At 74.2% G+C, this 12,600-nt stretch carries 14 protein-coding genes; 4 read left to right on the forward strand and 10 right to left on the reverse strand.

What is annotated here, in order from left to right:
* Window positions 1–26 precede the first annotated feature (26 nt).
* The 4 genes from ACQP26_RS16055 to ACQP26_RS16070 form a co-directional block, all read right to left on the reverse strand.
* Entirely contained in the window at window positions 27–767 is a 741-nt protein-coding gene (locus ACQP26_RS16055; protein WP_269705996.1) for a hypothetical protein, read from the reverse strand.
* Between the two features lie 210 nt (window positions 768–977).
* On the reverse strand, window positions 978–2,078 hold the full coding sequence (locus tag ACQP26_RS16060; protein WP_433496150.1) for a DUF3626 domain-containing protein: 1,101 nt from the start codon (window positions 2,076–2,078) through the stop codon (window positions 978–980).
* 117 nt (window positions 2,079–2,195) lie between these two features.
* Complete coding sequence (locus ACQP26_RS16065) at window positions 2,196–2,825, reverse strand: MBL fold metallo-hydrolase (RefSeq protein ID WP_433493231.1); 630 nt, start codon at window positions 2,823–2,825, stop codon at window positions 2,196–2,198.
* Complete coding sequence (locus tag ACQP26_RS16070) at window positions 2,822–3,910, reverse strand: S-(hydroxymethyl)mycothiol dehydrogenase (protein WP_073829418.1); 1,089 nt, start codon at window positions 3,908–3,910, stop codon at window positions 2,822–2,824. The genes ACQP26_RS16065 and ACQP26_RS16070 overlap by 4 nt, the downstream gene beginning before the upstream one ends.
* A 139-nt stretch (window positions 3,911–4,049) precedes the next feature.
* Between ACQP26_RS16070 and ACQP26_RS16075 the strand changes: the two genes are divergently transcribed.
* A complete protein-coding gene (locus ACQP26_RS16075; RefSeq protein WP_269705992.1) occupies window positions 4,050–4,463 on the forward strand; it encodes a hypothetical protein in 414 nt (137 codons plus the stop codon).
* Window positions 4,464–4,490: 27 nt separating this feature from the next.
* On the opposite strand, the gene ACQP26_RS16080 is transcribed toward ACQP26_RS16075, so the two are convergent.
* From ACQP26_RS16080 to ACQP26_RS16100, 5 genes are all read right to left on the reverse strand, one after another.
* Complete coding sequence (locus tag ACQP26_RS16080) at window positions 4,491–5,774, reverse strand: MFS transporter (protein WP_433493232.1); 1,284 nt, start codon at window positions 5,772–5,774, stop codon at window positions 4,491–4,493.
* Window positions 5,771–6,421, reverse strand: coding sequence for a GntR family transcriptional regulator (locus ACQP26_RS16085; RefSeq protein WP_269705988.1), 651 nt, complete (start codon window positions 6,419–6,421; stop codon window positions 5,771–5,773). Before ACQP26_RS16085 ends, ACQP26_RS16080 begins: the two co-directional genes overlap by 4 nt.
* Before the next feature lie 69 nt (window positions 6,422–6,490).
* Window positions 6,491–7,330, reverse strand: coding sequence for an alpha/beta fold hydrolase (locus ACQP26_RS16090; protein WP_433493233.1), 840 nt, complete (start codon window positions 7,328–7,330; stop codon window positions 6,491–6,493).
* A complete protein-coding gene (locus ACQP26_RS16095; RefSeq protein WP_281577787.1) occupies window positions 7,327–8,349 on the reverse strand; it encodes an SDR family NAD(P)-dependent oxidoreductase in 1,023 nt (340 codons plus the stop codon). Before ACQP26_RS16095 ends, ACQP26_RS16090 begins: the two co-directional genes overlap by 4 nt.
* Window positions 8,342–9,838 carry a flavin-containing monooxygenase gene (locus tag ACQP26_RS16100; RefSeq protein WP_433493234.1) on the reverse strand — a complete coding sequence of 499 codons (1,497 nt, stop codon included), beginning with the start codon at window positions 9,836–9,838 and terminating at the stop codon, window positions 8,342–8,344. Before ACQP26_RS16100 ends, ACQP26_RS16095 begins: the two co-directional genes overlap by 8 nt.
* Before the next feature lie 116 nt (window positions 9,839–9,954).
* On the opposite strand from ACQP26_RS16100, the gene ACQP26_RS16105 reads away from it, so the two are divergent.
* A complete protein-coding gene (locus ACQP26_RS16105; RefSeq protein WP_269705981.1) occupies window positions 9,955–10,635 on the forward strand; it encodes a TetR/AcrR family transcriptional regulator in 681 nt (226 codons plus the stop codon).
* Here the strand turns inward: ACQP26_RS16105 and ACQP26_RS16110 are convergent.
* The gene (locus ACQP26_RS16110) at window positions 10,610–11,065 is read right to left on the reverse strand and encodes a hypothetical protein (protein ID WP_433493235.1); all 456 of its coding nucleotides are present in this window, start codon (window positions 11,063–11,065) and stop codon (window positions 10,610–10,612) included. The two genes, ACQP26_RS16105 and ACQP26_RS16110, sit on opposite strands and share 26 nt — an antisense overlap.
* A gap of 131 nt (window positions 11,066–11,196) precedes the next feature.
* Between ACQP26_RS16110 and ACQP26_RS16115 the strand changes: the two genes are divergently transcribed.
* Complete coding sequence (locus ACQP26_RS16115; RefSeq protein ID WP_433493236.1) at window positions 11,197–11,472, forward strand: hypothetical protein; 276 nt, start codon at window positions 11,197–11,199, stop codon at window positions 11,470–11,472.
* Window positions 11,473–11,584: 112 nt separating this feature from the next.
* On the forward strand, window positions 11,585–12,583 hold the full coding sequence (locus ACQP26_RS16120) for a helix-turn-helix transcriptional regulator (protein ID WP_433493237.1): 999 nt from the start codon (window positions 11,585–11,587) through the stop codon (window positions 12,581–12,583).
* Window positions 12,584–12,600 lie beyond the last annotated feature (17 nt).

Consider the following 12,600-nt stretch of genomic DNA (forward strand, 5'->3'; position numbering starts at 1 on the left):
GGGGCCGGCCGTTCGCTACGGGTGGGTCACCAGACCTGCTGGACGATGTCCGCCGCCTGCTCCTCCCACTGCGCGTACGCGTACGGGTAGGCGGACACCTGGACGGTCTGCGCGGCGGTGGTCAGCGGCAGCTCATGCCAGCCGCCGACGTTCTTCAGCGCGTTGAAGAACGCTTTGCTGGAGTACTCCGGGTCGGTGATCTGCTCGGACGTGCCCCAACCGGACGACGGGCGCTGCTGGAACAGGCCCTCCGAGTCGTGGTCGTTGTACGCGCCGAGGTGACCCAGGTTGTACAGCTTCGACTCCTGCAGCGAGGTCGCGACGCCGATCACGGCGCCCCGCTCCCCCACGCCCGTCTCCTTGGCCGCCTCGACGATAGCCTTGGCGTTGTCGAGCTGCGCGTCGTCGAGCGGGATGCGCGACTGCGCGCCCTCGACGCCGTGCGGCACGAGCTTCTCCTTGGCCGGCCGGTCGGCCCGGGTCGGCACCTTGTCCAGGCCGGTGGTCTGGCCGGGCTTGACCGCCTCGGTGGAGGTCTTCTTGCCGGTGGCCAGGTCGATGGCGGCCTTGGCGCCGGCGTGCGGCCCGCTGGTGACCGGTGCGGCCACGGCGACGGGTCCGACGGCCAGGCCGCCCAGGACGGCCACGCCCGCCACGCTCAGCGCGGCACGGCGGTTCTTGGCGACGGCGACGGTCTTCGTGACGGCGTTCTTCGCCACGGCGGTCTTCGCGATGGCGGGGAGCCATCGAGTGAAGTGCTGCTTCACGATGGTTGCCCTTTCGATCGTTACGACGCGCTCCGGGGTGAGCGCCCCTCGAGGGACTACCGCCGGGTAGGTGTTTGGGTTCCGGCGGTACGGGGGACACAACGAGCCCGCAGTGTCGGTCATTCCGGAAATGCCGGGCAGGGCCGAGGCTGCGGTCCAGGTCACCCGGGATTCCGGGCAGCAGGGCCGCTCAGGGGCGGACCGGGACGATCAGGCCGGACCGCCGAACCGGACCAGGACGTGCCAGAGCTGCTTGAGGTGCTGCAGGGTTACCGCCGCCGGCCCCCGGTCGGCCCAGCGCTGCGGCTCGCGTACCACCGACGCGGCGGCCCGGCCGACGAGCGCCGCGTGCAGCTGCTCCCCCGGCCGCCCGAACTCGGCTGCCACCCGTACCGCCAGCGGCGGGATGTCCGGGCCGCGGAACTCGGCGTCCACCCCGTCGACCGGCAGCACGAACCCGGGGTGGAAGCGCAGCGCCAGGCCGTGCCGCGCGGCGATCCCCTCCAGGCGCCGTCCCACGTCGGTGCCCCGGAACGACGGGTCGACCACGAGCGCCTCGACGTCGCGGGACAGGTTGATCTCGCCGTGCACCTGCGCCTCGATGTAGTCGTCCAGCGCCCGGCCGACCCGGCCGGACTCCCCTTCCCGGCGGCGCAGCAACGCCCGCAGCAGCGTGCCGGTGTCCGTGCCGGCCACACCTAGGGCGACGCCGGTACCGGCGGTGGCGGTCAGCAGCGCCGCGAACACCGGCTCGAAGACGTCGACGGTGCCGAACTCGGTGGGCTCGACGTGGCTGTCACCGAAGGTGAACGTGGCCCGGGCCAGCACCTCCGGGCGCAGCCGCAGGTGGCAGGAGCCGAACCGGGGGCACGCGCCGTCGGCGTGGTCGAGCAGGTTCAGGCCGCCGTACTTCGGGCGCTCCGCCGGAAGAACGCCGGCACGCTGGTACGCGCCGCCGAACATCGCCTGCTCCCACACGTCCCGGTCGCCGCCCGGATACGCGGTCAGCCCGCCGTTGGAGATGCCGGTCTCGAACTGGCTGCGGTAGACGCCCTCCTCCTCGAGGGCCTCGACCACTGTGCGGCCGTCGCGCAGCACCCGGTCCGGGTGGAAGTTGAGCGTCAGCCGCCCGTACCCGGTGATCGCGGCGACGACCTCCTCGTACCGGTAGGTGGTGCCGGAGGCGGCGAGGTGGCGGGCGATGACGGCGAGCGCCGCCGGGCGGTCGCGCAGCGCGACGTCGCGGACGTGGCGCAGCGCGGCGGACTGGGCGTCGGTGAGGGTGGCGACGGGCACGGGCCCGAGTATCACCGGGCCCGACATCGCGCGGCCACCCGGTTTCCCGGCCGGGACGGCGCCCCGCCAGGGCCGGGACGCGCGAGCGGGCCCGGACCGGATCACTCCGGCCGGGCCCGCTCGGGCGTGTCCTCAGTGGCCCCGGGCGATCCACTCGTCCAGGTGCGGCGCCTCGGCGCCGATCGTGGTGTCGTCGCCGTGCCCGGTGTGCACCACCGTCTCCGGCGGGAGCGTGAGCAGCCGGGTACGGATCGACTCGACGATGGTGCCGAAGTCGCTGTACGACCGGCCGGTCGCGCCCGGTCCACCGGCGAACAGGGTGTCGCCGGTGAAGACCGCGCCCAGGTCGGGGGCGTACAGGCTGCACGCGCCGGGGCTGTGGCCCGGGGTGTGCAGCACCCGCAGCGTGGTGCCGCCGACGCTGATCGTCTGCCCGTCGGTCAGCTCGCCGTCCGGTGCCGTGTCCGGGTGCACCATGTCCCACAGCACCCGGTCGGCCGGGTGCAGCAGCACCGGCGCGCCGGTGGCCCGGGCCAGCTCGGGCGCGACGCGGACGTGGTCGTCGTGGGCGTGGGTGGCCACGATCGCGACCACCCGCCGGTCGCCGATCACCTCGCGGATGGCGGCCACGTCGTGCGGCGCGTCGAGGACGACGCACTCGGCGTCGTCACCGATCACCCAGACGTTGTTGTCCACGTCGAACGTCTGGCCGTCCAGCGAGAACGTGCCGGAGGTGACGGCGTGGTCGACGCGGGCGGTCACGGGAAGACCACCACCGAGCGCAGCACGTCGCCGTGGTGCATCCGGTTGAACGCCTCCTCGACCTGGTCGAGGGCGATCTCCTCGGTGACGAAGGCGTCAAGGTCCAGCCGGCCCTGCCGGTACAGCTCGGTCAGCATCGGGAAGTCGCGGCTGGGCAGGCAGTCGCCGTACCAGCTGGACTTGAGCGCGCCGCCGCGGCCGAAGACGTCCAGCAGCGGCAGGTCGACGGTCATCTCCGGGGTCGGCACGCCGACCAGCACGACGGTGCCGGCCAGGTCGCGCGCGTAGAACGCCTGCTTCCAGGTCTCCGGACGGCCGACCGCGTCGATCACCACGTCGGCGCCGAAGCCGCCGGTGGCCGCGCGGATGGCCTCCACCGCGTCGTCCTCGGAGGCGTTGACGGTGTGGGTGGCGCCGAACTTGCGCGCCCAGTCGAGCTTGCGGGAGTCGGTGTCCACCGCGATGATCGTGGTCGCGCCGGCCAGGGCCGCGCCGGCCACCGCCGCGTCGCCGACGCCGCCGCAGCCGATCACCGCGACCGAGTCGCCCCGGGTCACGTTGCCGGTGTTCATGGCCGCGCCGAGACCGGCCATCACGCCGCAGCCGAGCAGGCCGACGGCCGCCGGCCGGGCCGACGGGTCGACCTTGGTGCACTGCCCGGCGTGCACGAGCGTCTTCTCGGCGAACGCGCCGATGCCGAGCGCCGGGGTCAGCTCGGTGCCGTCGGTGAGCGTCATCTTCTGCGTCGCGTTGTGGGTGGCGAAGCAGTACCAGGGGCGCCCGCGGCGGCAGGCCCGGCACTGGCCGCAGACCGCGCGCCAGTTGAGCACCACGAAGTCGCCGGGGGCCACGTCGGTGACGCCGTCGCCGACCTGCTCCACGATGCCGGCGGCCTCGTGGCCGAGCAGGAACGGGTAGTCGTCGTTGATGCCGCCCTCGCGGTAGTGCAGGTCGGTGTGGCAGACGCCGCACGACTGGATGCGGACCACCGCCTCGCCCGGCCCCGGGTCCGGCACCACGATGGTGGTGACCTCCACGGGCGCGCCCTTGCGCCGCGACACGACTCCCCGGACTTCCTGGCTCACAGTGCCTCCCTTGTTGCGTGCTTCTGCACCCCGAACCTACCGCTGATCATGACCCGCGAACCAATGAAGGCCGCCGGATTGTCCTGGTCATGACCGGGTACCCGGTGTGCCGGTTCTACCTGGTGGGACGGGAGTGATCATGAGGCTGTCGCATGCGCCGCTGCGGGTCGCCATCGGCGCGTACATCCTGAACTCCGGGCTGGGCAAGCGGGCCCTGGAGGGCGAGGCCGCCGCGGGCATGCACGGCATGGCGGTCGGCGCGATGCCGCAGCTGCGGCAGATCCCGCCGGACCGGTTCGCCAAGCTGCTGTCCCGGGGCGAAACGGCGCTCGGCGCGGCGCTGCTCGCGCCGTTCGTGCCGTCGCTGCTGGCCGGGGCCGCGCTCACCGCGTTCGGCGCCGGGCTGGTGCAGCTCTACCTGAAGACGCCCGGCATGCGGGAGGGCACCAGCCTGCGGCCGAGCCAGGAGGGCATCGGCCTGGCCAAGGACGTGTGGCTGGTCGGCGCGGGGCTGACCCTGGTGCTCGACTCGCTGGTGCGGCACCGGCCCTGAGCCGGTCGCGCCGGGCTGCCCGCGTCCTCAGGCCGTCGCCGGGGCCGCCGCGACGGCCCGCTCGCCGGCGAGCCGGCGACGGGCGGCGTTGCGGTAGCGCAGCACCTGCGCCGCGCCGAGCGCCCAGAGCAGGAACTGCACGGCGAACGCCCAGCGGAACGCGGACAGCGGCGGCGCGTCCCGCCCGGCCGGGGTGGCCAGGTCGAGCACCAGGCCGACGGCCAGGATCAGCGCGATCGAGGCGACGAAGCCGCCGACGTTGACGATGCCTGTGGCACTGCCGATGCGGTGCACCGGGTTGAACGTGCGGGCGTAGTCGAACCCGATCATCGAACCGGGTCCGTTGACCGCGAGCACCACGACGAGCGCCACCAGCAACGCGTGCGGCGCCGGGCCGGGCCAGGCCAGCACCACCGCCCACATCCCGGCGGTGGCGGCGGTGATGGCGAAGACCAGCACCGAGCGGTGGAACGGGTAGCGGCCGCACAGGTGTGCGAGCACCGGCCCGCACACGAGCGTCACCATCGTCATCAGGGTGAGCAGCCCGGCCGCCGCCGTGGGTGAGAAGCCCTGTCCCTGCACCAGGAACGGGTAGCCCCACAGCAGCGCGAACACCGAGCCGGAGAACTGCGTGACGAAGTGCGTCCACAGGCCCAGCCGGGTGCCCGGCTCGGCCCAGGCGTCGGCGAGCTGGCGGCGCACCGTGGCCAGGTCGGGGGCGAGCGCGGTGGCGTGCTCGGCGTGCGGGGTGTCGCGTACCGCGACGAGGACCATCAGCAGCACCGTCGCGCCGAGCGCGGCGGCGGTCAGGAACGCCGGGGTCCAGCCCGCGCGGTGCAGCAGCAGCACCAGGGGTACGGCGCCGAGCACCGCGCCGAGCTGGCCGACGGTGCCGGTGAGCTGCACCAGCAGCGGGTTGCGGCGGCCGGGGAACCAGAACGCGACGATGCGCAGCACGCTGATGAACGTCATCGCGTCACCGAGGCCGACCAGCACCCGCGCGGCGACCGCGGCCGGTACGTCGGTGGCGACGGCGAACAGGAGCTGCCCGGCCACCATCAGCGCGCCGCCGGCCAGCAGCAGCCGGCGCGAGCCGTAGCGGTCCAGCAGCACCCCGACCGGCACCTGCATGGCGGCGTAGACGGCGAGCTGGGCGACGGAGAACGTGGCGAGCGCGGCGGCGTTGATGTGAAAGCGTTCCGCCGCGTCGACCCCTGTCACGCCGAGGGAGCTGCGGTGGAACACGGCCGTCAGGTAGGCGGTGACGGCTACCGCGTACACCAGGGCGGCGGGCCGGCGACCGCCGCTCACCGCAGCGTCCCGAGCATCCGCGCGGCGGTGTCGATGTGCGCGGCGACCGCGTCGTGCCACGCCTGCGGGTCGTCGCCGTCGAGCGCGGCGAGCTGACCGGCGTGCTCGGCGAGGGCGACCTCGGCCCAGCCGGGCGAGAGCCGGAAGCTGGCCTCACCCATCCGCAGCTGCCTGTCGCGCAGCCGGTGGTACAGCTCGGCCAGGATCTCGTTGCCGGCCGCCTCGACCACCGCGGCGTGGAACGAGCGGTCGGCGGCCATCAGCGCGGTGAGGTCACCGGCGGCGTGGGCGCGGCGCATCTCGTCCAGCCGGCGGGCCAGGTCGGCGCGCAGCGCGGCGCGGCGCGGCCAGACCCGGTCGGCGGCGTGCAGCTCGACCAGCCGGCGCGCCTCGATGACGTCGGCGATCTCCCGGGCCGACACCGGCCGGATCAGCGCGCCGCGTTTCGGGTAGAGCCGGACCAGCCCTTCGGTCTCCAGCCGCAGCAGCGCCTCCCGGACCGGCGTGCGGGACACCCCTGTCGCCTCGGCGATCTCGCCCTCGCTGACGAGCTGGCCACCCGGGTAGACCTGTTCGAGGATCGCCTGCTTGAGGTGCCGGTACGCCCGCTCGGCGGCGGACGGCGCGGTCCGGCTGGGATGCGTCATGTATCTAAGCTTGCTCCCCCGGTCGCCCGGGCGGTCCGGCGCGGGCCGGGACAGTGGCGCGGGCCACGGTCAGGCCCACAGCTCCCGCAGCAACGCCTCCACCTCGGCGGTCCGCTCGATCTGCGGCATGTGCCCGGTGTCGCGGAACAGGTGGCTGCGCGCGCCCGGCAGCCGGGTGCGGGCGTACGCCAGGTGCGCGGCGGGAAGGATGAGGTCGCGCTCACCCCAGACGAGCAGGGTGGGCAGGTCGAGCGCGGCCACCGCGTCGAGCAGGTCGGTGCGCCACTGCGGGCGTACCCCACGCCAGGTGCCCAGGTCGCGGACCAGCTCCAGCATCACCCGGGCCGCGTGCGGCTGCCCGGCCACGGCGAGCGCGAGGGCGAGCCGCTCCTCGGTGACGTACGCCGGGTCGAAGAAGATGGCCCGCTCGGTCCGGCGGATGATCCTCGGATCGGGACGCAGCAGCAGGCGGGCCAGCGGGCGTACCGCGAGCAGCCGCAGCGCCACCGTCACCTCGCGGCCGAAGCCGGCGCTGTTGAGCAACGCCAGGCTGGCGACGCGTTGCGGTTCGTCGGCGGCCAGGCGCATGGCCACCGCCCCGCCGAGGGAGTTGCCGACCAGGTGCGCCGGGCCGGTCACCCCGGCTGAGTCCAGGAAGCCGGCCACCGCGGCGGCCAGCGCCGCAAGCGTGTGCGGGCCGTCCAGCGGCGCGGAGCCACCGTGCCCGGGCAGGTCCGCCGCGAGCACCAGGTGGTCGCGGGCCAGCGCCGTGTGCAGGGCGGTGAAGTCGTCGAGGGTACGGCCGATGCCGTGCAGCAGCACCACGGGCGGGCCGTCGCCGCTGATCCGGCAACGCACGCGCCGCCCGTCGACGGTGCGCTCGCCGGCCGGCGGCAGGGCCACTGTCACGCCGTGCGTCCGGGTTCCCGCGCGGCCTCCTCGCCGGTCCGGGCGGCCGGGACCGGCGCGTCGGCCCCGCTGGTCGGCACCTCGGCCCCGCCGACCGGCACCTCGGCCCCGCCGACCGGCACGTCGGCGCCGGCCCGGCCGGCGGGCGCCTCGGTCCGTGGCGCCGGCGCCTCGGTGACGGCCGCCGCCGGGCGGGACGGGCGCATGCCCAGGGCGAGCACCCTGCCGTATCCGGCCGGCGCGACGCGGGCGAGCAGGTCGGGCAGCTTCGCCGACCAGCCGATGAGCACCCGGCCGCGGCGTCGCTGCGCCCCGCGCAGGATCACCTCGGCGGCGACCGCCGGGTCGATGGTCAGCAGCTTTTCGAACTGCTTGCGCCCGGCCTCGTACTCCTCCCGGGAGACGCCGCTGCCCACGCGGGCGCTGGCGGCGATCCGGGTGCGGATACCGCCCGGGTGCACCGACGTGACGCCGATGCCGTCGTCGACGAGTTCGTGCCGTAGCGCCTCGGTGAAGCCGCGCACGGCGAACTTGCTCGCCGCGTACGCGGCCTGCCCGGCGGGCGCGATCAGGCCGAACAGGCTGGACACGTTCACCAGGTGGGCGCCGGGTTCGGCCTTGAGCGCGGGCAGCAGCGCGTGGGTCAGGCGCACCACCGCCCGGAAGTTGATCTCGATGACCCAGAGGAACTCCTCCAGGGTGACCTCGTCGAAGCGCCCGCCCAGGGCCACGCCGGCGTTGTTGATCAGCAGCCGGATCCGGGGGTGCGCGCGGTGGATCTCGGCGGCGACCCGGTCGGTGGCGTCGGCGTCGGCCAGGTCGACCACGTGGGTCTCCACCTGCCGGTCCGGGTATGCGGCCCGGATCGCGGCGACGGTGGCGGCCAGGCCGTCGGCGTCCCGGTCGAGCAGCACCAGGTCGGCGCCGCGCCGGGCCAGCCCGTGCGCCAGCGCCGCGCCGATGCCGCTCGCCGCGCCGGTGAGCACCGCCGTGCCGCCGGGGAGGACGAGGTCACGCATCGGTTCCTCCCGAGGTGGTGGCCGTCGCGGCGGGTCGGCCGGCGCGGTCGAACCGTACGCCGTCGGTGAGCGGGCCGTGCCGCATCAGGCGTACGTCGCGGGGATAGTTCTGGTGCAGCCGCCACGGCGCCTGCGGCCCCTGCTTGGGCAGCTGGTCGACGGCACGCAGCACGTACCCGGACTTCAGGTCGATGATCGGTTCGAGGTCGTCGGTGTCCGGGGCGAGCGGCGTGACGATCTGCCGGCCGGTGTCGTCGAGGTGACGCAGCAGCCGGCAGACGTACGTGGCGACGAGGTCGGCCTTGAGCGTCCAGGAGGCGTTGGTGTAGCCGATGGTCATGGCGAAGTTCGGCACGCCGGACAGCATCATGCCCTTGTAGGCCACCGTCGAGGCGAGGTCGACCTCGGCGCCGTCCACGGCGAGGGTCATGCCGCCGAGCGCGAGCAGGTTGAGGCCGGTGGCGGTGACCACCACGTCGGCGGGCAGCTCCTCACCGGAGGCGAGCCGGATGCCCCGCTCGGTGAACGTGTCGATGGTGTCGGTGACCACCGACGCGCGCCCGGCGCTCAGCGCGGCGAACAGGTCCCCGTCCGGCACCACGCACAGGCGCTGGTCCCACGGGTTGTAGCGGGGCGAGAAGTGCCTGTCGACGTCGTACCCGGACGGCAGGCGGCCCTTCGCGGCGCGGCGCAGGAACCGCTTCACCACACCGGGGGCGCGGCGGCTGAGCTGGAAGTTGGCCACGCCGAGCGTGACGTTCTTCCACCGGGCCACCGCGTACGCGGTCCTCGGGGACAGCCAGCGCCGCGCGGCGTCGGCGAACGGGTCGCGCGAGGGCAGCGCGATCACGTACGTGGGTGAGCGCTGGAGCATGGTGACGTGCGCGGCCCGCTCGGCCATGGCCGGGACCAGTGTGACGGCCGTGGCGCCGCTGCCGATCACCACGACCCGCTTGCCGGCGTAGTCCAGGTCCTCGGGCCAGTGCTGCGGGTGCACGAGCGTGCCGGCGTACCGCTCGACGCCGGGGAACCGCGGCGTGTAGCCGGAGTCGTAGCGGTAGTAGCCGGAGTTGGTGAACAGGAACCCGCAGGTGAGGGTGACGTCCTCGCCGGTGTCGTCGCGGTGGGCGTGGACGGTCCAGCGCGCGGTGGTGCTGTCCCACTCGGCGCGCACCACCCGGTGGTGGAAGCGGATGTGCCGTTCCACGTCGTACTCGCGGGCGGTCTGGCGCACGTACGCCCGGATGGAGTCGCCGTCGGCGATGGCCTTCGGGTCGGTCCACGGCTTGAACGAGTAGCCGAGGGTGTACATGTCGGAGTCGGAGCGGATGCCCGGGTAGCGGAACAGGTCCCAGGTGCCGCCGATGGCGCCCCGGGCCTCCAGCACCGCGTAGGTCTTGCCGGGGCATTCGTGTCCGAGGTGGACGGCGGCGCCGATGCCGGACAGGCCGGCCCCGACGATGAGGACGTCGACGTGGTCTGCGGCCATCGGTTTCTCCCGTTCGCACCGGCGGTGGACCGGACACTATCCATCGCCGTCGACCGCAGTCAACACCGTGTCGAGTCGAATCGACATGGTGTCGAGCGGGTGTAGCATCAGCCGACATGACGACCGCCCGTACGCCGACCGGCGCCGCGCCGACGCGCGGGCGGCGGGCCGGCCGGTCCACCGGCGACGACCGGGAGACCGCGATCCTGGCCACGGCCGAGCGGTTGCTGGCGCAGCGCCCCTTCGCCGACATCTCCATCGACGACCTGGCCCGCGGCGCCGGGATCTCCCGGCCCACCTTCTACTTCTACTTCCCGTCCAAGGACGCGGTGCTGCTCACGCTGCTCGACCGGGTCACCGAGGAGGCCGACGCCGCCGCCGGAGGCGTGTTCGAGCGGCTCGCCGAGGATCCGCGCGCCCACTGGCGGGAGCTGATCGCCCGGTTCCACGCCACGTTCGGCGGGCACCGGGACGTGGTGCTGGCCTGCGCCCAGGTGCGCGGCACCAACGCCGAGGTGCGGCGGCTCTGGGCCGAGGTGCTGGAACGCTGGGTCCGCGCGGTGCAGGCCGCGATCGAGGCCGAACGCGCCCGCGGCGCGGCCCCGGACGGGCTGCCCGCCCGGGACCTCTCCATCGCGCTGAACTCGATGAACGAGCGCGTCTGGTACGCCACGTTCGCCGGGGACGGCCCGGCGGTGGCCGAGCGGGACGTGGTCGACGTGCTGCTCGACGTGTGGCTCACCGCGATCTACCGGACCACCACGCCGCCGGTCACGCCGTCCGGCGGAACTCCATGATCCAGTTGGTCTCCCAGGTGCGCTCGCCGTCGGTGGAGAACGCCTGCTCCCAGCGGCACGAGTCGGCGGTGATCGCCGACCAGATGAACCGGCAGCGCACCGGCCGCCCCTCGTCGGTGTCGTCGGCGTAGAACTCACCGGCGCCGTCGGTGAACCGGCCCACCACCGGCGGCAGCTCCAGCACGCCCCGCGCGCTGTGCATCCAGTAGATCGACCACAGCCCGGTCGACGGGTTCCGGACGCGCACCGTGGAGCCGGAGAAGCCCCGGCTCGGGCAGCGCATCTCGTCGAAGCTGCCGGCGCCGTCGAAGAACGAGCGCGCCTCGTTGACACCGGCGAACTCGTCCCAGTCGTCGGCGCCGACGTGCCGCTGCCGCAGGCGCCGGTTGGTCACGTCCCAGGTGCCGACGAGGAAGTCGAAGTCGCCCATCAGCTGCCCACCGGCCCCTGCGCCCGGGCGTCGGCAGGTAGCCCGCGAGGTCCGGCCGGTCCGGCGCGAGCACGTGCCGGATCCAGGCGACGCGCTCGTGTTCCAGCACGCCCAGTTCCCAGACGCAGCCGATGCCGGGGCGGGTCAGGTCCACGAAGTGCGCCGGGTCGTCGTCCGGGCAGTCCAGCGCGGGCTGCCCGGCGATCGCGATGCGGCACTCGACCACGTTGTCGAAGAACCAGCTGTACGCCAGCAGGTACGCCCCGGTGTCGGCGCCCCGGTGCAGCACCACCCAGCTCGCCGGCGGGGTGGCGCCGTCCGGGGCGGGCAGCAGCTTCGGCACGTACGCGTACGCGGCGTCGACCACACGCGGTTCGAGGCGGCGGTCCGGCTGGTCGATGTGGTAGCGCTTGACGTGCCGGCCGGCCACCTCGACGGTCCCCGGCACGGTCAGCTCCTTGTCGTGAAAAGCCATGCGGGCACGCTAGGACCGCTCCCCTGACAGCTAGTGTCAGCAGAATGCGGGCCAGTCGACTCCTGTCCATCCTGCTGCTCCTGCAGGCGCACGGCCGGCTCACCGCCGCCGACCTGGCCGCCCGCCTCCAGGTGTCGGCGCGCACGATCTACCGGGACGTGGAGGCGCTGCACGCCGCCGGCATCCCGCTGTACGGCGAGGCCGGGCACGACGGCGGCTACCGGCTCGTGGAGGGCTGGCGGACCCGGCTGACCGGGCTGACCGCCGAGGAGGCAGACCGGCTGCTCTTCGCCGGGCTCCCCGGGCCCGCGGCCGAGCTGGGCTACCAGTCGGTCGTGGCCGCCGTACAGCTCAAGCTGCGGGCCGCGCTACCAGCGCCGCTGGCCGACCGGGCGGCCCGGCTGGAACAGCGGTTCCACCTGGACACGCCGGGCTGGTACTCCGACGGCGACCCGTCGCCACACCTGGCCGAGGCCGCCGACGCGGTGTGGCGGCAGCGCCGGGTCCGGGTGCGGTACCGGGGCTGGCGGGGCGAGACGACCCGCGTCCTCGAGCCGTACGGGCTGGTCCTCAAGGGCGGGCGCTGGTATCTGGTCGCCGCCCGGCCGGACCGCGCCGACCCGGCCACCTACCGGGTCAACCAGATCCTCGACCTGACCCCACTGGAGGAGACGTTCGAGCGACCGGAGTTCGACCTGCCGGCCTGGTGGCGCGCGCACGTGGTGGAGTTCCGGGCCGGGCTGCACCGCGACGAGGCGCGCATCCGGCTGTCGCCGCGCGGGTTCGCCCGGCTGCGTGAGGTCGGCAGCGACGTGGTGGTGGCCGCCGCCGAGGCGAGCGCCGGCCCGCCCGACGCCGCCGGCTGGGTGCACGCGGTCATCCCGATCGAGTCGCTCACCCACGCGCACGGCGACCTGCTCCGGCTCGGCGCCGACGTGGAGGTCCTCACCCCGGAGACGCTGCGCGCCCGCCTGGCCGAGACCGCCGCCGCCCTGGCCGCCCTCTACCCCCCACCCCCGCCCGCCCCCCGCATTCCCCGTTGATCAAGGAGTTTGTGTCC

The organism is Micromonospora sp. CA-248089 (assembly GCF_050948515.1).
Lineage (GTDB): Bacteria > Actinomycetota > Actinomycetes > Mycobacteriales > Micromonosporaceae > Micromonospora.